Origin of the sequence: Thiothrix sp., assembly GCF_028714775.1 — a bacterium.
Lineage (GTDB): Bacteria > Pseudomonadota > Gammaproteobacteria > Thiotrichales > Thiotrichaceae > Thiothrix.
On sequence record NZ_JAQTLS010000007.1, the window covers coordinates 71,819 to 90,351 of the forward strand.

The following is an 18,533-nucleotide window of genomic DNA, read 5'->3' on the forward strand; positions in this document are numbered from 1 at the left end:
TAATCTAAGTGTTAATCTTTAACTCGACGGTGAAATCCGTGATTTTATGGGTGCTTTAAACAATAACAGCATGAATAACCTTCTTATCTGGGACGCAGAAAGCACGCCCCCTGTCGATGACTGCACAACATTCCTTTGGCGTGGCTTTTCGACGAACGCATCGAGCAATGTCATATCGATTCCTCAGTTGATTGAGAACAACGATGATGCGCTCAGATCGCGTTATCTTGCTTGGGTCTATGAACTCGGAGAATTACGACTGCATGGCGATTGCCTAGTCGATCATTTGCAATTGCGTCCAAGCCTCAGCTATTGGTGGATGACGTTGCTGGTAGAGAAATGCAACTTCAGCAAATCGCCGCAGATCGACGACGCAATTCGTTTGCTGGCATTTACCGATTGGACTACCGGACGTTCGCTTGAGCGTATCACGCTGGTCAGTGCCAATCAGCCCTTAGCAGAGTGCCTGCGCGGGTGGTGCGAGAAAAGGGGGGTGACCTTTGAATGGCAGTGCTTGCCCAAGCCATCGGTGACGATGTCCTGTATCCGCCGAGCTTACACCACCTTGCCTGCTGTCATGCAGGCATGGGCTTGGTTGCTTAAATATCTGCTTGATCGATGGTCATTGCGTGGTGTGGGTTTAAATGAGTGGCGACTATCATCGGGGCGAGTCACTTTTTTCAGTTACTCTGACAATTGTGTTCCTGAAGCCGTTCAAGAGGGGTACTATGCGAATCGTTATTGGACTCACTTGCCTGATGTACTTAAACGCGAATCGTGCCAAACCAATTGGTTACATCTTTATGTGAAAGACGGGCTTCTACCAACTGCAAGAGATGCCGCGACTGCACTGCGTGCTTTCAACAAGACAGCGCAGGGGCAGCAATGCCACGTGACTTTAGATACATTTATTAGCTGGTCTGTCATTATTAAGGCACTGAAAGACTGGTTTAGGTTAATTAAGCTAGGTGCTAGTTTGAGTGTTGAGCTTAATCAATCACATGGAGATTCTCTCAATCTTTGGCCACTTTTTCGAGAAGAGTGGCATACATCTATCTCCGGCATGAATGCCATAAGCAACCTGCTATTCTTTTGCCTGTTTGAGTCGGCTCTGAAAAATCTACCTAAGCAATCTCAAGGTGTATTCTTACAAGAAAACCAAGGATGGGAGTTTGGTCTCGTATATGCTTGGAAAACCTCTGGACATGGTCAATTGATAGGAATGCCCCATACTACTGTTCGATATTGGGATTTACGGTATTTCTTTGATAAAAGGACTTACTCATGCGGAGGAAAAAATACTCTACCCCTGCCAGATATTATAGCCTGTAACGGTCCCGTAACAAAAAAAAGTTACTTGCACGGCGGCTATCCGGTCAAAAACTTGGTTGATGTTGAAGCACTTCGCTATCTTCACTTGGGAGAATCTGAATTGAAAAGTAGTTCAGTGCCGATCAAGATAAATGAACCGCCGCGCCTGTTGGTATTAGGTGACTACCTGCCAAATAACACCTCTTTACAGATGAAGCTGTTAGAGCAAGCTGTACCTTTAATAACACGACAGTTGGAAATTGTAGTCAAGCCACATCCGAATTGTCCAATTGAACCGACCAACTACCCTAGTCTTACTATACAGGTTACAATGGAGCCAGTTTCAAAATTGTTAAAAAATTGTGACGTTGCTTACACAAGTTCAGCTACTACATCGGCGGTTGACGCATTCTGTGCAGGTGTGCCAACTATTTCCGTATTGGATCCAAATACGCTCAATCTCAGTCCACTCCGAGGATGTTCTGGTGCTTTATTCGCAAGCACTCCTAAAGAATTGGCAACGGCTTTGAATGCGGCTACGGCTACGGCGAGCAGCATTCGGCAAAGTGAAAATAAACCTGCGTATTTCACGATCAACGCTAAGTTACCAAATTGGCGGAAATTGTTACTGAAATCATGAATTCAATTACTAATCTGATCCGCGAAGTGGTTAGCCGCGCCCGACAAGCTACCCAATCTCTGTATTTTGGTTTTTTTCAGGGACATACGTATCTGACACCCAACGAACTGCATCAGCTCAGTCAGCTTGTTGGCATTACGGACGATACAGTCGTTGCTGATTTTGAACGACAATTTGCACAATTAATCGGCACAGGTGAAGCTATCGCTTACGCCGCTGCCCGCATGGGCTTCTACGAAATCATGCGTTTGCAAGGGATCACAAAAGAGGACGAAGTTATTCTCCTAGGGGCAACTTGTGCCGTGATGGTCAATGCCGTAATGCGTACAGGGGCAACGCCAATCTATGCAGATATTGATCCGGATACATTCGGTTCCTCAAGTCAAGCTATAGCTGCTTGCATTACGCCAAGAACCCGAATAATTGTTGCGCAGCATTCTTTTGGTATCCCTTGTGACATTGAACCGATTGTTAGTCTGGCAAAAGAAAAAGAAATTTTCTTGATTGAAGATTGCGCATTAACGCTGGGTTCAAAAGCTAACGGTATCGCAGTTGGAAACTTCGGGGATGCGGCATTGTTCTCAACCGATCACAGCAAGCCGTTAAGTACCTTGACTGGTGGTTTAATATACACAAAAAATACCGAGTTGGCAAATCGGCTGCGCTCAGCACAAGTCAACTGCCCACATCTTTCTATTAAACGTCAAAATAAATTATGGCAGCGTTTATTACTCGAAGCGCGTTATTGTGTACCTGCACGCCTTGGTCGCCTAGGCTTGATTGATCTTTTTTTCTCAATCACTAAAAAGATAACTCACGCTGAGGGGGATTTTCTTGCCGATGATTTTGGTACTACAATTCAATCGACTTACCCTTACCCAGCTAAGCTTCCAGCTTTTTTGGCGGCAATCGGTCTCATTGAAGTAAAGCGCTGGACAAAAACATCATTGGAGCGAGCAAACACCCTCAAACGGCTTATTGAAATAATAAATCAAAGTTCATCTAGATGTTATTTGCCAGCGGCGTACAAGAATAAAAAACTGGAAATTATACCATTACGTTTCGCTTGGTCAGAACCCAAAGGTGCCGAAATTCGTCTAAGAATAAAAAGTTTTATTCATGTGTCTTGGACTTTGTTTATGACACCCATCATCGCAACAAAATCGCCACTTCAAAATCTTGGCTATGAAAAAGGAAGCTGTCCAATTTCCGAAAGTATTGGACCAAGAATGGTCAATATTCCTTGTATTTTTAATACGAGAGACTCTGACATACTTATCTCGAAATTAATACTATCAATTATCTAAATTATTATGAAATTATCTTCTTTTAGCGGCACTCGCATATTGCTAACTGGTCATACCGGTTTTAAGGGGGCGTGGTTGACCCTATGGTTGACCCAGCTTGGTGCACAAGTTCACGGGGTTTCTCTTGGTGTACCATCAGAACCCTCACATTTTGCAGCGGCGAATCTGGCATCCCGGATAAAAGATCATCGTTTGGATATATGCAATGGTACGGCATTAAAAGTGCTGGTCGAGGAAATAAAACCGGACTTTGTTTTCCATTTGGCAGCACAGGCATTGGTGCGACGTTCATACACTGATCCCGTAGATACGTGGCAGACAAATGCACTGGGGACGATCAATGTGCTAGAGGCTTTACGAACTCTCAAGCAACCATGTATTGCAGTGTTAATCACCAGCGACAAGTGTTATGACAATGTGGAGTGGGTATGGGGCTACCGCGAAACCGATGCCTTGGGCGGACCAGATCCCTATAGTGCATCAAAAGGAGCCGCAGAGTTGGCGATTCGCTCGTATGTGAGATCGTTCTTCCCATCTGATGGCGCGGTGCGGATTGGAGTTGGTCGTGCCGGTAATGTGATTGGCGGTGGCGACTGGGCAGAGGATCGTATTGTGCCGGACTGTATGCGGGCTTGGTCGCAGAGAGAGACTGTCCCTTTGCGTAATCCGCTGGCTACCCGCCCATGGCAGCACGTTCTGGAACCGTTGAGCGGCTATTTGACCTTGGCGATGGCGTTGAAAACTAGTACCAATTTACATGGCGAACCTTTCAACTTCGGTCCGGCGGCGCAACAGAATCATTCCGTTGGCGAGCTGGTGTCAGCCATGACCGAACATTGGGATCGGGTGCGTTGGGAGGATGTCTCCGCTCAATATGGAGGACCTTATGAGTCCGGCCTTTTGAAGCTCAACTGCGATAAGGCTCTACACCACCTCGGTTGGCGAGCCATTTGGGATTTCAAGGCAACCGTGCGCGAAACAGCGCTTTGGTATCGTCAGTATTACGAACAACCTAGAAAATCCATCACTGATTTTTCACTTGCACAAATCGCGGCCTATGTCCAAGCAGCAAAAACGCGGGGGGTTACATGGGCACAGTAAGTGTGGCTCAAATCAAAGTGACGCCATTAAAGCGCATTTCGCTCGCCGGAGGGGATGTATTACACGGGATGAAACGCGACGAACCTGGCTTTGTTGATTTTGGTGAAGCCTATTTCTCCATGATCGAAGTGGATGCCATCAAAGCATGGAAGAGGCATTTGCGGATGACGCTCAACTTTGTCGTTCCTATTGGAATGGTAAGGTTTGTTTTCATGGACGATCAGGGTGGGCTGCGCGAAGAAGTGACAGGAATGGATCGGTATGTTCGACTGACAGTGCCGCCAGGTATCTGGTTTGGTTTTAAGGGCTTGACTGCGCCCTACAGTATGTTGATGAATATTGCGGATATTCCCCACGATCCGGTCGAGATTGAGCGTAAAAGTCTGGACGAAATCCACTTCAATTGGGAGCACATGAAATGAAAGTTGTTTTGTTGGCAGGGGGCTTTGGCACGCGGCTCTCTGAATACACCGAGACCATCCCCAAACCCATGGTCACAGTGGGCGGACGCCCGATTCTGTGGCACATCATGCGGATCTACGCCCATTTTGGTCATAAGAATTTTTATCTGGCTCTAGGCTACAAGGCCGAGTTGATCAAGGAGTATTTCCTCCATTACCATTCGCTCAACGCCGACTTTACGGTGGATCTGGCCACTGGTGCTGTTTCACCTCAACAAACCGATGGTGCAGATTGGCGGGTAACACTGGTGCATACTGGTTTGGAATCGATGACGGGCGGACGAGTTAAGCGTCTGCAATCCTTCATCGGTAATGAACCTTTCATGCTCACCTATGGCGATGGTCTTGCCGATATAGATCTGGATGCATTGCTCGCATTTCACCATAGTCACGGAAAGATGGTGACGGTAACCGCCGTCCGCCCGAGTGCTCGATTTGGCGAGTTGATGATTGAATCTGATCAAGTGAGAAGCTTTCGGGAAAAGCCACAGATGGGTCAAGGCTGGATCAACGGTGGCTATTTCGTCATCCAGCCCAAATTCTTCGATCTGATTGCCGGAGATAGCACTATTTTGGAACGTGAACCGCTGGAGCAGGTGGCACGAATGGGTGAGTTGATGGCATATCGCCATAAGGGTTTCTGGCAGTGCATGGATACCAAGCGGGATCGCGATTCACTGGAAGAACTCTGGCAAAGCGGGGAAGCAGCGTGGAAAGTATGAACCCCGAAAAAATGATTCGCTTATCCAAATCATGTATTGGCGAAGCCGAGAAGCGTGCTGTAATGGGGGTGCTGGATCGAGAATATCTGGGAATGGGTGTCGAGGTTAAGCAGTTTGAGGAGGATCTGACTACATTTTTTGGGCGTCCGGCCGTGTGCGTTGTAAATGGGACAGCCGCGTTGCATCTGGCACTGTATGCCTGCGGAATCGGGCAAGGGGATGAGGTATTGGTTCAATCCCTAACTTATGTCGCCAGTTTTCAGGCGATATCGGCGACCGGAGCAACCCCTGTTGCCTGCGATATTGATCCATCGACTCTTACACTTGACTGGCGCGATGCTGAAAAGCGCCTGACGTCTAGGACAAAAGCTGTAATGCCCGTGCATTACAGCGGTGGTGTAGGGGCATTGGACGAAATTTATGCCTTTGCTCGCCAACATGGATTGCGCGTCATCGAAGACGCCGCACACGCTTTTGGAACTACCTATCAAGGTAAGCGTGTCGGCGGATTTGGTGATGTTGCCTGTTTCAGCTTCGATGGCATCAAGAACATCACCAGTGGCGAAGGTGGCTGTATTGTCACCGATGACCCTGACGTGCTACGGCGAGTTCAAGATGCACGCTTACTCGGTGTCGAAAAAGACACAGAAAAACGCTACGCAGACCAGCGGAGTTGGGAATTTGATGTGACTGCGCAAGGTTGGCGTTACCACATGAGTAACATAATGGCAGCGATTGGAATTGAACAATTGAAGCACTTTACCGAACTGGCAGCCAAGAGGAAACAACTGGCATGGCGTTACGATAATTTATTAAGCAGCAATCCCAAATTGAAATTACTGCAAAATGATTATCAGCAGGTCGTGCCACATATCTATGTGACTCAAATTCAGGGGGCTAATGACCGTGAATCCATTCGGACTCAACTAGCATCAAAGGGGATCCATACAGGTATTCACTATCAGCCCAACCATGTTCTGAATATGTATCGTCATGCGGCGCATAATACGTCGTTGATTCAAACGGAAATGGTGTTCCCACATCTACTGTCCTTGCCGCTGCATCCCGATCTAACTGACCAAATGGTGGAGTTTATATGCACAGAATTAAAGGCTTTGCTTCGTGATTAAATCAAACTCATCAGATAGCGGGGAAATCTCTCAGCCACTGATCAGCGTTATCATGAATTGCTATAACAGTGAGAAATATCTCCAGGAAGCGATTGATAGCGTATTGGCTCAAACTTACCAGAATTTGGAGATAATTTTTTGGGATAACCAATCATCCGATAAAAGTCAAGAAATAGTGAAGTCAATCAAAGATGATAGAATTAAATACTTTCTTTCTCAGAGTCATACAACTTTGGGAGAGGCAAGGAATTTGGCCATGGAAAAAGCTAATGGCGAATACATCTCATTCCTAGACTGTGACGACGTTATCGCAAGCAGAAAAATCGAATTACAGGTCATAGAATTCCAGAAAGATAAAAGCCTGGGTTTGGTTTATTGCAATGGTGCCAGAATCGATCATAATGGATGCGTCAAAACTTCTTTTTATAAAAAAAGAAAACCAAGTGGAAACATATTCAGAAAAACCTTAAGCTCTTATGATTTATATATACCAGCAGTAATGTTTAGAAAAGATTGCATTATTAAAAAAGGCATAAAGTTTAATGAGCGTTTTCGATTTATCGAGGAGTACGATTTCTTTTTAAGAATTCTAAAAAGCTTTACAGCAAAATATATAGATAGAAAATTAGCCTTCTGGCGAGTGCATGATAAAAGCAACACATGGAAACATTACAATGAATTCATTAATGAAAGAAATATTTTTCTGCAAATTTTTTTTTCGAGCGATGAAAAAATTAAATTTCAAAAAGAAATTAATTCAATTAAAGATTTAAATACATTTCAATATTCCCTGGTTTCTTGGAAAGAAGGAGACAATCTAACATCTAGAAATGCAATAAAAAAAATCAAGACTCGAAAATTGAAGTATTTTATAACTTATTTGGCAATGTTTTTTGATTTCAAAGTACTATATCCGCTTTTATGCCGAATAAAGTACATAAAATAAATGAAGCAAATGAAAAAGACAATATTACTAGGAAATAACATTTTCCCCTTTACTCTGCTATTCAGTATTCCTTTGATGAATGCTATTTCAAATAGATTGCACATCATAGTAAATTTCTTGATTATTGTTTTGTTTTTTTCACTAATCCTAATATTTAACAAAAGATATGCCTCGAATTCAAATAAGGCAAATGCATGGGTTTTAGTCATACCTATATTGACCTCATTACTAATGTCTTTATACTATAAATCTTTAATGTATGGCAACGTTGATTACTCACATGCAATAGCATTTGCATTCGGCTACCTGCTATTTCTCTTTTCTTATTTGTTGATAACAAACTATGAGTCATTTTTAATAAACTATTTTCCGAGCTTTATTAACTATATAATCTGGATTTCTTTTTTATCAATATCTTGGGGTCATGTTGTTTTATATACAGACATTCCAGATAATTGGCAGTTAATATATAGAAATGAACTTGGGCATGACTACTCAAACAGACCATCTGGGCTCTTCGGTCAACCAAGCATTAATATTGCGATCTTGTTATATTGTTACGCACTTAGGCTTTATTTGATAGACATAAATAAAATAAGATCAAATATACGTAGCAGCTTGCTTTATTTATCATTGATTGTTTTATCTGTTTACTTTCAGAAAACGGGTACCGGTTATCTCGGCCTGATTTTATTTCCTTTGCTTCTAGTGGCGGGAAATATAATCATTGCGACAATGGCATCCATTGTTTTTTTTATAGCACTTTATATTTTTTATTCGACTTATTCTGATTTATTTGGTACATTCAGCAACAAGTTGAGTTATGAGTATTTTGCATCATCATTTGACTACTTCTTTCATTCAATTCTCGGAACATATATTGATAATTTGACATTTTTCGACTTCATTTTCGGAATTGATGACCAAAGAAACATTGAAATCGATTTTGGACTCATTTACATTCTTGGTCACTTTGGGATTTTTTTTCTGATACTGCTTTTACTAATGATATCCTACATTAATAAAACAGCAGCAAACAAATATGTAACATTCTCTTTCTTCTTGCTTTTAATATTATCTATGCACTATCCAACAATAATCTATCCCACATCCACCATTATCTTTCTAATGCTGATGGTTTACATTAAACGATTGAAGGTATGAAGCATGAATTTATTTGTTATCGGAGCTAGGTCATTTCCTGGAGTGCAGGGTGGAATTGAAAAACATTGTGAGGAGGTTTATCCATTACTCGCCAACAATATAAATATTACCGTTTTGACAAGTAGACAACCAAAGTATAAAAAATGGAACAACATCAGATTCATTAAAATGCCCGCACTTAAAGGCATTAAATTTGAAAAAATAACCTATGCTATTTCCTCCTTAATTTATATATTTTTTTCGAGACCTGATGCAGTGCATATTCAAGGACTAAATTCAGCATTGATTATTCCACTAATAAGAATTTCTTCCATAAAAGTTATTTATACGCAGCACTCCATGGATTACCTTTATCCGAAATGGGGGCGAATAGCCAAAGCAGTTTTGCTCCTATCTGAATATTGTGGTTCAAAAGCCAATTTAATAACGGTTGTCTCACCATTGATTCAGAAAAGAATATTGATTAAATATAACAAAAATTCAATTATTTCATACAATGGCGTGAGCATGGCAGGCAATAAACGCGCTATAGCGAAAGAAAATCTATTTGATCATTTTCTCAAAAAGAAATTCTTACTCTTTGTTGGCAGGATAACTCCTGAAAAAGACCTATTAACACTAATAGATGCCTTCAAACATGTCAGTGCTATTGATGAGGATTTGCATCTAGTAATTGTTGGCAATATTAATGATGATAATGGGCCATATATTGAATTAATAAAAGTCTCCATCAAGAATTTACATGGAAAGGTTATCTTAAGTGGCGAAATTGACAATAGCTATTTACCTATCATTTACAGCAGCTCTAGACTTTTTATACTTCCGTCAAAATTTGAGGCTTTCGGCGTTGTTGTTCTCGAGGCAATTTATAATCAATGTCAAGTTTTGTTGAGCGATATCGATGCTTTACGGCAGTTTGATTTCTTACCCGATAAATGTTTCTTCAAGACGGGGACGGTTGACGATCTGGCTGAAAAAATTCTAAATTTAGTTAATCAGCCTTTATCAAGCGATAAATTGATTAATTTTAAACAAATTATAGAGAGTCGATATTCATGGAGTCAAACGGCATCTATCTATGATGGGATATATAAGGGTGATCTACCTGTCAAGCCCCGATAGATCGCATACTTTCTTTTTAAACAAATCTGGTTTTTTTCCATGCCATTCCCCCCTATGTCAGGGTAGATGGCAAGGCACACCATGCGGCTGGCACGGTCGATGGCGACATACAAATACTGGTGTTCCTTTTCGTCGGGCATCTTTGGCAGGTATTTGATGCGGTGTTTTTCAAGGTAGTTGTCGCAAAAATCATGCTGCGTCCCTCAAGTTTTTCCGGTCTGGTTTGTCGGGGTTGAGGGTGACGGCCCCCTATGTCAGGCTAGTTGTCGCCTTTTTTGATTTTGACAATTGGGGACGGAATGGACAAAAACATGCCGCGTTATGCTGCTGAACGCAAAGCCACTGTGCTGAACAAGCTATTGCCCCCGCACAACCGCCCAATACCAGAAATTGCCCAAGCCGAAGGCATCAGCGAAGCCACGTTGTACAATTGGCTGAAACAAGCCAGAGAGGAAGGACACGCCGTGCCGGGAAGTGGAAAAGCCAGCCCTGAAAGCTGGAGTGGTGAAGCCAAGTTTGCCGTCGTGCTGGAAACCGCCGGAATGAACGCCAGTGAAGTGGGCGAATATTGCCGCAGCAAGGGTTTATACCCTGAACAGGTAGCCCGCTGGAAACAAGCCTGTATTGCTGGTGCGGGTACTGGCGAGCAGACTGGAAGTGACTCCCTGAAGCACGCCCGCAAGCAAATCCGCCAACTGGAGAAAGACCTGCGGCGCAAGGAAAAAGCCTTGGCAGAAAGTGCTGCCTTGTTGATATTGCAAAAAAAGTTCAATGCGCTGTGGGAGGACGCGGAATGATGACCACACCCCAACAGCGCGAAACCGTGGTCAATCTGGTGGATGAGGCCGTAGCTACTGGAGCAAGGCGCAGCCCCGCCTGCCAAGTGGTTGGGATCAATGTGCGCACCCTGCAACGTTGGCGTCCCCAAGGTGAAAATCAGGTGCGGGTTGACCAACGCCCACTTGCCAAACGTCCTGCCCCTCCCAACAAACTCAGTGAAACAGAACGTCAGGAACTGCTGGAGGTCTGCAACCAACCCGAATATGCTAGCCTGCCACCATCCCAAATCGTGCCGAAACTGGCGGATGAAGGCCGCTATATTGCCAGCGAATCCACCTTCTACCGCACCTTGAAAGCCCACAGCCAACTGCACCACCGGGGTCATGCCAAAGCCCCGCAAGCCAAGCGTCAACCCGTCACCCACACCGCCACCGCCCCGAACCAAGTCTGGACATGGGATGTGACGTGGTTACCCAGCACCATCACCAGGCGTTTCTTTTACCTGTATCTGGTCGAAGACCTCTACAGCCGTTATGGCATCGTCTGGGAAGTCCACGAGCGCGAATCTGGCGAACTCGCCGCCGAACTGCTGGAACTGGCGAACTCGCCGCCGAACTGCTGGAAAAGGCAGTATGGCGTGAAAAGCTGCATGGCAAAGCCAAACCCGTCCTGCACAACGACAATGGCAGCATCATGAAAGCCCAGACTTTCCGCGCCAAGCTCGACGAATTGGGTTTGAACCAATCCTTCAGCCGCCCGCGCGTCAGTGACGACAACGCCTATGTAGAATCCTTCTTCCGCACCCTCAAATACGCACCCGCTTGGCCTGCCAAGGGCTTCGCCACACTCGAAGAAGCCCGCGACTGGGTACAACAGTTCATGCAGTGGTACAACCACGGACACCAGCACAGCAAAATCCGCTTTGTCACCCCAGCACAACGCCACCACGGGGAGGACAAGGCCATCCTTGCCAAGCGGGTGGAAGTCTATGCCGCTGCCAAAGCCAAACATCCTGAACGCTGGTCGGGCGATACCCGGAACTGGACCCCCATTGCTGCCGTCACCCTCAACCCCGACAAACCAGACCGGAAAAACTTGAGGGACGCAGCATGATTTTTGCGACAACTACCTTGAAAAACACCGCAGGCGAAACCTCGGTGAAGCGCTGGAAAGAGCAATATCTGGCTGAAAAGGCAGGTACTGCACGCCCTGACAAACCGGCACTGACCGAGGAACATCGGGAAATTCAACAGTTAAAACAACGGATTAAACAATTGGAGACGGAGCGGGAAATCTTAAAAAAAGCCAGTGCCTTCTTTGCCAAGGAAATGTCATGAGCTACGGACTCATTGACACGCTAAAGAAGGCATACCCGGTTACTCAACTGTGCGACGTATTGGACGTGCATAAAAGCGGTTACTACTACTGGCAAGCTCACCGTGAACCGACGGCGGCGCGTATTCACCTGCAAGTACAGATCAAAGCCATCCATGCCGAGGTTGAGCAAACTTACGGTAGCCGCCGGATGTCGGATGCGCTGAAGGAAAAAGGGTTAGCCGTAGGACGTTATCAAGCCCAGCGTCTGATGCAAGAAGCCGGTGTGGTGGCGATCTACCCCAAGAAACGCCATCGCTACCCGGCAGGCGAGGTATCCCGTGTGGCAGACAACCACCTCAACCGTGAATTTGAAGCCAGCGCACCCAACCAAAAGTGGGTGGGTGACATCACGTATTTGTGGACGGCGACCGGCTGGATGTATCTGGCAGTGGTGTTGGATTTATTCTCACGCAAAGTCGTGGGCTGGCATCTGTCTGGGTCACCCGACACCGCGTTGATACTCGCTGCACTGGATCAAGCGGTGATATTACGCCGGGTGGATGCCTCCACTGAGGTGCTATTCCATTCCGATCAAGGTTGCCAGTATACCAGCCATGCTTACCAAGACCGGCTTACCGAACTTGGTATCAAAGCCAGCATGAGCCGACGCGGCAACTGCTGGGATAATGCCGTGATGGAACGGTTTTTCAGAAGCTTGAAAGTCGAAGCGATCAGCCGTGACCGTTATCAAACAGCGGACGAACTCACATGGGCGGTGAAAAAGTATATCCACTTTTACAACACTAAACGTATCCATTCCGCTGTCGGCGCAATGGCTCCTAACCAATATGAACAACGTTTTTTGAAACAGGCTTAAAGCATCGTCCTAATTTACTTGACCATTACATGCTGATAATGCTGGTGTGTAAGGCATCCTGTTGGTGGGCTGTTGTCTTCGTCATGTGTGTTTTTCCTCTGTGTTGCGGATGACGGTTTCTCTTCAAGGACAAGCATTGAACAGACCAAACTGCATTCGTATATCCGGCTTCTTTACGCGGGGCGCATTGCCCCTGAGCCATCATGAAAACCGCGTAGCAAGTGCCTATCGCTCGATCGGGCTTGGTTTGCGCCACTCTCGTTACCGGCTTTTCCTGCTACTGGTTTAACCTGTCAAATCATGAACGTACTATCGTCAACGCAAGGTCAGGGAGAGGAAAACGGGGTATCAGGCTGGGCAGTACCCCGCTTGGTAAGGTTTGCCGCTTTTCCAGCACGCCCACACGATCCGCGCCAGTTTGTTGGCCAGCGCGACAGCGGTTTTGTTATGCCCGCTGCGCTGTTCCAGTTTCACTGCCCATTCCTGCAAGCGGGCAAGGGGTTTGCCGGATTTCGCCTGCCGTTTGGCAGCCACCAAAGCCGACCGCGCCCCGTGGATCAGCAAGGTGCGCAAGTAGGTGCTGCCTTGTTTGGTGATGCTACCGAGGAAACGGCGGTTGCCACTGCTGCTTTCGCGTGGGGTGATCCCCAGCCATGAGGCAAATTGCCGGGCGGACTGGAACTGTTCGGCTTTGCCGACCGCAGCGACCAGGGCAGTGCTGGTCAGCAACCCAATGCCGGGGATGGTTTGCAGGTTGGCAACCGTTTCATTCTGGCGGGTGGCGTGGATGATCTGCTGTTCCAGTTCTGCCATATGGGTTTCCAGCGTTTCCAGTTCCTGCATTAACGGACGCAGCATGTACAGCGAGAGCAAGGATAACTGTTCCACATGAAGGTTGGCTTCCCGCAAGGCTTCGCGGTCACTGGCAGGCAAAGGGATGCCCTGTTCGCGGAACACGCCGCGCAGGAAATTCATCCGTGCCACTTTGGTGCGTTTCCATTGTTCACGCAAACGGTGCATCTGTTGCAGTTCCTGCTGCTCCACGCTTTTGACCGCCACCGGCTTGATGCCTTCGCAACGGTATGCTTCCAGCAGGGCTTCGCAATCGGTACGGTCGGTCTTGTTGCGGCGGCGGTAGGGGCGGACATATTGTGCGGGTAGCAACAGGACTTCATGTCCCCATTCACGGAATAACCTGCCCCAATGGTGGGCACTGCCGCAAGCTTCCATCACCAGCAGCGCGGGGGCTTGTTCATGGATAAACTGACGGAAGGTGTCGCGGTCAAGCCGCCGCCGCTGGGTAATGCGGTATTGTGGGGTAGCAATCGCCAACTCGAAAACAGAAGTGGCAAGGTCGATGGTGATAATGGTATTTTTCATGCTTGGTCTCCATGGTTTTCAGCCGTTCAACACTGGCACCATGATGCCGCGCTGGGGCTGTGGAGACCATTCCATCACTGGTGGAGGCAGAACGGGAAGCTGACGGACGCGAAAAAAACGACGCTGCTGATTGTGGATGCGCAAAGCGTGAAAAATACCGATACGGCAGGAGGGCACGTTGGGCAGACGATTTCTTGGTAGCATGTCATCGGGCGATTATACGGTAGTTTTCAGGTCTGACCCACTACCCGTTTTTTAACAAAATACCGGTCAGCCAATGCGCACTGCTGCGATACGTCGATTTTTTAAAGGTTTCCTCAACACATGATAGATATCCACACCCACATCCTCCCCGCCCTTTGCGATGGCTCCCAAGACTTAGGAACCTCGCTAGAAATGGCGCGTATCGCCGTTGCCGATGGCACAACCCATCTCGCTTGTACCCCGCACATCTACCCCCCACTCTACCAAAACCACAAAGCCGGGATTACTGCTACACGGGATGCCCTACAAACCGAACTGGATAAGCAAAACATCCCCCTGCACCTGATCATCGGTGCGGACGTGCACATGATGCCCGAAGTCATGCAAGGACTAAAACGGGGTACGATCCCTACGCTCAACGGTTCACGCTATTTCCTGCTAGAGCCGTCCCACCACGTGCCCGTGCTCGACTTCCTAGGTCAGATCGAGAACTTCCTGAATGCTGGGTATGTGCCTGTTATCACCCACCCTGAACGCTTACATTGGTTTGGTGACAAATACGCAGAATTTATCGAAGCTGCCCGTATGGGCGCATGGCTGCAAATCACTGCCGGAGCAATCACCGGAGTTTTTGGGCAGGTCGCCAAACAACATGCTGAACGTCTGTTACGCGAAGGTTATGTGCATATCATCGCCTCCGATGCGCACGGCATCCAACAACGCCCACCAATACTATCAGCAGGCGTACAAGCGGCGGCAACCCTTTTAGGTGATAGCGAGGAAGCGATGCGCATGGTGACAGAGCGACCCCAAGCCATCCTCGATAATCTACCACCCGATAGTATCACGCCACCTGCGGCTTTACGGCAGATGGCTAATAACAACTTATCAGCAGAAGCTTTAACCCACATCAACAAACAGGGGAAAAAAAGCTGGCTGGGTCGCCTTTTTGGGTAATCATCTCTCCCCGAGTATGCTACCCTCCCCTGCAAGAGCAACCTCAATGGTCACAAACCCGATGAACACCAATAGCCTATGCCTATTCGCCTTGTTATTTGCCCTATTCGCCAGTAGTGGGTGCAGCAATACCATAAGCACTAGTGATGGAAAAACAGTTGTTGGCCTACAGGGCTTAAATGCCACCAGTGGGGCGGAAGATTACCGTATCGGTGCATCTGATTTGATCGATATTAAAGTTTTTCAGGCTGACGAATTGTCGCGAGAAGTCCGCGTGGATGCACACGGCAACATTACCTTGCCGCTATTAGGTACAATTCCTGTTGCTGGATTAACCCAAAGCGGGGCAGAGCAAAAACTCGCGTCCATCATGCAACAGAACCTGCTGCAAAATCCGCAAGTCACCATCTTTATTAAGGAATACACCGCACAGCGCGTGACCGTAGAAGGTGAGGCAAAAAAACCTGGTGTCTATCCCATTGCCGGACAAATGACCGTTTTGCAAGCCATTGCGATGGCAGAAGGCCCCAGTGATTTAGCAGCCACTGATCAAGTTGCCCTGTTCCGCCGCCAAGGCCAACAAAGCAAAGTATACATGATTGATTTGGATGCCATCCGCAAAGGGCAGGCTCAAGACCCTTACGTGCGCAATGACGACCGGATTGTCATGCACCGTTCCGGTAGCCGTTTCTGGTTACGTGAAGCCGGAGCTTTATTGAGTCCTATGGCCTCAATGAAAACCCTTACGAACTAAATATATTTTCTGAACGGAACCAATATTCGCATGACTAATCCGCTCGACAACCGGAATATGGATAATATCCGCGACCCCATGCTGCATAGCAACGTAGTCCCATTGACGGGTGTGCAGCAGCCTCAGTCAGATGAACAAGACAATGACGAAATTGACCTGCGCGAGCTATGGGCGGTATTAAAGCGCCGCCAAGGTACAATTGCGCTGATTGCCGCAGTTATTTTCATCGGCACATTAATTGCCACACTAATGATGACCCCGATCTATCGGGCGAATGTTACCCTGCAAATTAATACCGAAGAGCAAAAAGTGCTGAATTTCGGTGTAGAAGCAGGGAATACCCGCCCTGTCGATGCCAAAGATTTTTACCAGACCCAATATGAGCTACTGAAAAGCCGTACCTTGGCACGCATGACCATTGACGATTTGTCGCTAGAATCTTCATTGAAAGGTGAGAAACTGGCAAAACCCTTTTTTAGTGAGGCACTGGATGGCATCAAAAAAAGCATCTATGGCGAAGAAAACAAGGACGAAAATATCGCCGAACCCGGCAAGCTAGGCGAATATCCGGTAGAAGACAAGTTTCTGGGAAACCTAACTGTTGCTCCTGTCAAAAACTCCCAAATTGTCATGGTTAGCTATGACCATGAAGACCCTCAGATGGCTACGACCATTACTAATTCCCTAGCCGAGAACTTCATCAAAATGAACCTTGGCAGGCGTAAAGATGCAGCGTCTTACGCGGAAAATTTCTTGAAAAACGAATTGGCAGATGCCAAGAGCAAGCTGGAAGAATCCGAAGCCAAACTGGTCAAATTTGCCAAAAAAGAAACCATTATCCGTATGGATGATGAGAAACAAGGTAGCCTCACCTCCCAAAAAATGGGTGATTTGAACACCGCCCTCACTGAAGCAGAAAAAGAGCGTATCACCGCAGAAAGCAAGTTCAAACAAGCCCAAACAGCCGGTGCATCCAAAACCTTGGACAACCCCACCATTCAGGAGTTAAAGAAAAATCTAGCTAAATTACAAGGCGACTACCAAGAAAAACTCCAGATATACAAGCCCGGCTACCCCATCATGGCGCAAATGCAAAACCAAATCACTGAATTGCAGGCGCAGATTGACCAAGAAATAGGTAGGATTAACAGCACGATAACAGGCTCCCTACAAGGCGACTATCTAGCAGCCAAACAAAAAGAAGACGAGCTACGTGCTAAACTCGACAAACAACAAAACGAGTTGCTCACCCTACGCGACAAAAGTATCGGTTATAACACCTTGCAACGCGAAGTTGAAACCAACCGCAACATGTACGAAGGCTTGTTACAACGGATCAAAGAAATCGGTGTCGCAGGCGGTATCGGCACTAACAATATCTCAGTGGTCGACCCTGCCCTTGTCCCTTACAAAAAGCACAAACCCAATACCAAACTGAATCTAGCCTTAGGCTTGGTACTGGGCTTGTTCCTCGGCACTGTCGTTGCTTTCCTGATTGAATTTATTGATGACCGCGTGAAAAGCAGTAGCGACCTTGAGCGTTTATTAGGGTTACCCTTGTTGGGCGTAACTCCAGCCCTGAAAGACAAGAACACCCATGTCATTGATTACTCAATGGCTTCGTTTAAGCAGCCTACGTCAGCCATTGCAGAATCCTTCCGCTCGTTACGCACGAACCTGTTGTTTGCCACGCGGGATGGGTTGCCCCGCTCCTTGAACATTACCAGCTCCCTGCCTTCGGAGGCGAAATCCTCCACTTGCATCAATCTCGCGACGGTATTGGCACAGTCTGGCAAACGGGTATTGCTGGTGGATGCTGACTTACGTAAACCAACCGCACACCAACGTTTCAAATTGGACAACTCGGTTGGCCTTAGTAGCTACCTGACCCATCAGGCGGATGCAGCAGAAGTCATACAACCAACCCCTATTGGGGGCGTTAGCGTCATTACCGCTGGCCCATTGTCACCCAACCCGGTGGAGTTGTTATCCAGTGAACGTTTGCGGGAACTGTTCGCCTTAGTTCCTGAACAGTTTGATATAGTCATTTTGGATTCGCCCCCAACCATCGGCTTGTCGGACGCGCTGCTGATCTCCAACCGGGTCAGTGCCACTATCTTGGTTGCCGCCTTTGCCCAATCCAAAAAGCGGGCATTGCTGGATTCCATCAAGCGTTTGCGTCACGCCCAAGCCAATGTCATTGGCATGATCTTCACCAAGGTCAAAGGCAGTGATGGTAGTGGCTACGGTTATGACTACAATTATTACTACTCTTACGGTGCACACCGCTCACCCGATGGCTCACACGATAAGTCTGGAAAACATGCAAAAAAGCCTTCTGTTAAAGCGTAGTTTGTTGA

General features: G+C 46.9%; 14 protein-coding genes and 1 pseudogene. 14 read left to right on the top strand and 1 reads right to left on the bottom strand.

Going from position 1 to position 18,533, the window contains the following annotated elements:
• The first annotated feature begins 70 nt into the window (after positions 1–70).
• The 11 genes and pseudogenes from PHE17_RS07895 (at position 71) to PHE17_RS07950 (ending at position 12,878) form a co-directional block, all read left to right on the top strand.
• Positions 71–1,951: a TIGR04326 family surface carbohydrate biosynthesis protein gene (locus tag PHE17_RS07895; protein ID WP_301015282.1), complete on the top strand. Its 1,881-nt coding sequence runs from the start codon at positions 71–73 to the stop codon at positions 1,949–1,951.
• Positions 1,924–3,258: a DegT/DnrJ/EryC1/StrS family aminotransferase gene (locus tag PHE17_RS07900; RefSeq protein ID WP_301015283.1), complete on the top strand. Its 1,335-nt coding sequence runs from the start codon at positions 1,924–1,926 to the stop codon at positions 3,256–3,258. Before PHE17_RS07895 ends, PHE17_RS07900 begins: the two co-directional genes overlap by 28 nt.
• Before the next feature lie 6 nt (positions 3,259–3,264).
• Positions 3,265–4,359, top strand: a complete 1,095-nt coding sequence (rfbG, locus tag PHE17_RS07905; RefSeq protein ID WP_301015285.1) for a CDP-glucose 4,6-dehydratase — start codon at positions 3,265–3,267, stop codon at positions 4,357–4,359.
• Positions 4,347–4,781, top strand: coding sequence for a dTDP-4-dehydrorhamnose 3,5-epimerase (locus tag PHE17_RS07910; protein ID WP_301015286.1), 435 nt, complete (start codon positions 4,347–4,349; stop codon positions 4,779–4,781). The genes rfbG and PHE17_RS07910 overlap by 13 nt, the downstream gene beginning before the upstream one ends.
• Positions 4,778–5,542 carry a glucose-1-phosphate cytidylyltransferase gene (rfbF, locus tag PHE17_RS07915; protein WP_301015287.1) on the top strand — a complete coding sequence of 255 codons (765 nt, stop codon included), beginning with the start codon at positions 4,778–4,780 and terminating at the stop codon, positions 5,540–5,542. Before PHE17_RS07910 ends, rfbF begins: the two co-directional genes overlap by 4 nt.
• Positions 5,539–6,672, top strand: coding sequence for a DegT/DnrJ/EryC1/StrS family aminotransferase (locus tag PHE17_RS07920; protein WP_301015419.1), 1,134 nt, complete (start codon positions 5,539–5,541; stop codon positions 6,670–6,672). Before rfbF ends, PHE17_RS07920 begins: the two co-directional genes overlap by 4 nt.
• On the top strand, positions 6,665–7,618 hold the full coding sequence (locus PHE17_RS07925) for a glycosyltransferase (RefSeq protein ID WP_301015288.1): 954 nt from the start codon (positions 6,665–6,667) through the stop codon (positions 7,616–7,618). Before PHE17_RS07920 ends, PHE17_RS07925 begins: the two co-directional genes overlap by 8 nt.
• Positions 7,619–8,785: 1,167 nt before the next feature.
• The gene (locus tag PHE17_RS07930) at positions 8,786–9,904 is read left to right on the top strand and encodes a glycosyltransferase family 4 protein (RefSeq protein ID WP_301015289.1); all 1,119 of its coding nucleotides are present in this window, start codon (positions 8,786–8,788) and stop codon (positions 9,902–9,904) included.
• 311 nt (positions 9,905–10,215) lie between these two features.
• Positions 10,216–11,797, top strand: a pseudogene (locus PHE17_RS07940) (IS3 family transposase).
• Entirely contained in the window at positions 11,794–12,021 is a 228-nt protein-coding gene (locus PHE17_RS07945; protein ID WP_301015290.1) for a hypothetical protein, read from the top strand. The pseudogene PHE17_RS07940 and the gene PHE17_RS07945 overlap by 4 nt, the downstream one beginning before the upstream one ends.
• Positions 12,018–12,878 carry an IS3 family transposase gene (locus PHE17_RS07950; RefSeq protein ID WP_301015291.1) on the top strand — a complete coding sequence of 287 codons (861 nt, stop codon included), beginning with the start codon at positions 12,018–12,020 and terminating at the stop codon, positions 12,876–12,878. The genes PHE17_RS07945 and PHE17_RS07950 overlap by 4 nt, the downstream gene beginning before the upstream one ends.
• Before the next feature lie 348 nt (positions 12,879–13,226).
• Here PHE17_RS07950 and PHE17_RS07955 read toward each other — a convergent pair whose 3' ends face one another.
• On the bottom strand, positions 13,227–14,258 hold the full coding sequence (locus tag PHE17_RS07955) for an IS110 family transposase (RefSeq protein WP_301015292.1): 1,032 nt from the start codon (positions 14,256–14,258) through the stop codon (positions 13,227–13,229).
• A 324-nt stretch (positions 14,259–14,582) separates the two neighbouring features.
• Here PHE17_RS07955 and PHE17_RS07960 point away from each other — a divergent pair, with 324 nt between their 5' ends.
• The 3 genes from PHE17_RS07960 to PHE17_RS07970 are packed head-to-tail and all read left to right on the top strand — an operon-like array spanning position 14,583 to position 18,525.
• A complete protein-coding gene (locus PHE17_RS07960) occupies positions 14,583–15,419 on the top strand; it encodes a CpsB/CapC family capsule biosynthesis tyrosine phosphatase (RefSeq protein ID WP_301015293.1) in 837 nt (278 codons plus the stop codon).
• Between the two features lie 46 nt (positions 15,420–15,465).
• A complete protein-coding gene (locus tag PHE17_RS07965) occupies positions 15,466–16,173 on the top strand; it encodes a polysaccharide biosynthesis/export family protein (protein WP_301015294.1) in 708 nt (235 codons plus the stop codon).
• 30 nt (positions 16,174–16,203) lie between these two features.
• The gene (locus PHE17_RS07970; RefSeq protein ID WP_301015295.1) at positions 16,204–18,525 is read left to right on the top strand and encodes a polysaccharide biosynthesis tyrosine autokinase; all 2,322 of its coding nucleotides are present in this window, start codon (positions 16,204–16,206) and stop codon (positions 18,523–18,525) included.
• Positions 18,526–18,533: the final 8 nt, after the last annotated feature.

Bases quoted from the DNA above. Each gene is read 5' to 3' on its own strand.
- PHE17_RS07895 (WP_301015282.1), top strand. From the start codon at position 71: ATGAATAACCTTCTTATCTGGGACGCAGAAAGCACGCCCCCTGTCGAT.
- rfbG (WP_301015285.1), top strand. From the start codon at position 3,265: ATGAAATTATCTTCTTTTAGCGGCACTCGCATATTGCTAACTGGTCAT.
- PHE17_RS07910 (WP_301015286.1), top strand. From the start codon at position 4,347: ATGGGCACAGTAAGTGTGGCTCAAATCAAAGTGACGCCATTAAAGCGC.
- rfbF (WP_301015287.1), top strand. From the start codon at position 4,778: ATGAAAGTTGTTTTGTTGGCAGGGGGCTTTGGCACGCGGCTCTCTGAA.
- PHE17_RS07920 (WP_301015419.1), top strand. From the start codon at position 5,539: ATGAACCCCGAAAAAATGATTCGCTTATCCAAATCATGTATTGGCGAA.
- PHE17_RS07930 (WP_301015289.1), top strand. From the start codon at position 8,786: ATGAATTTATTTGTTATCGGAGCTAGGTCATTTCCTGGAGTGCAGGGT.
- PHE17_RS07945 (WP_301015290.1), top strand. From the start codon at position 11,794: ATGATTTTTGCGACAACTACCTTGAAAAACACCGCAGGCGAAACCTCG.
- PHE17_RS07950 (WP_301015291.1), top strand. From the start codon at position 12,018: ATGAGCTACGGACTCATTGACACGCTAAAGAAGGCATACCCGGTTACT.
- PHE17_RS07955 (WP_301015292.1), bottom strand. From the start codon at position 14,258: ATGAAAAATACCATTATCACCATCGACCTTGCCACTTCTGTTTTCGAG.
- PHE17_RS07960 (WP_301015293.1), top strand. From the start codon at position 14,583: ATGATAGATATCCACACCCACATCCTCCCCGCCCTTTGCGATGGCTCC.
- PHE17_RS07965 (WP_301015294.1), top strand. From the start codon at position 15,466: ATGGTCACAAACCCGATGAACACCAATAGCCTATGCCTATTCGCCTTG.
- PHE17_RS07970 (WP_301015295.1), top strand. From the start codon at position 16,204: ATGACTAATCCGCTCGACAACCGGAATATGGATAATATCCGCGACCCC.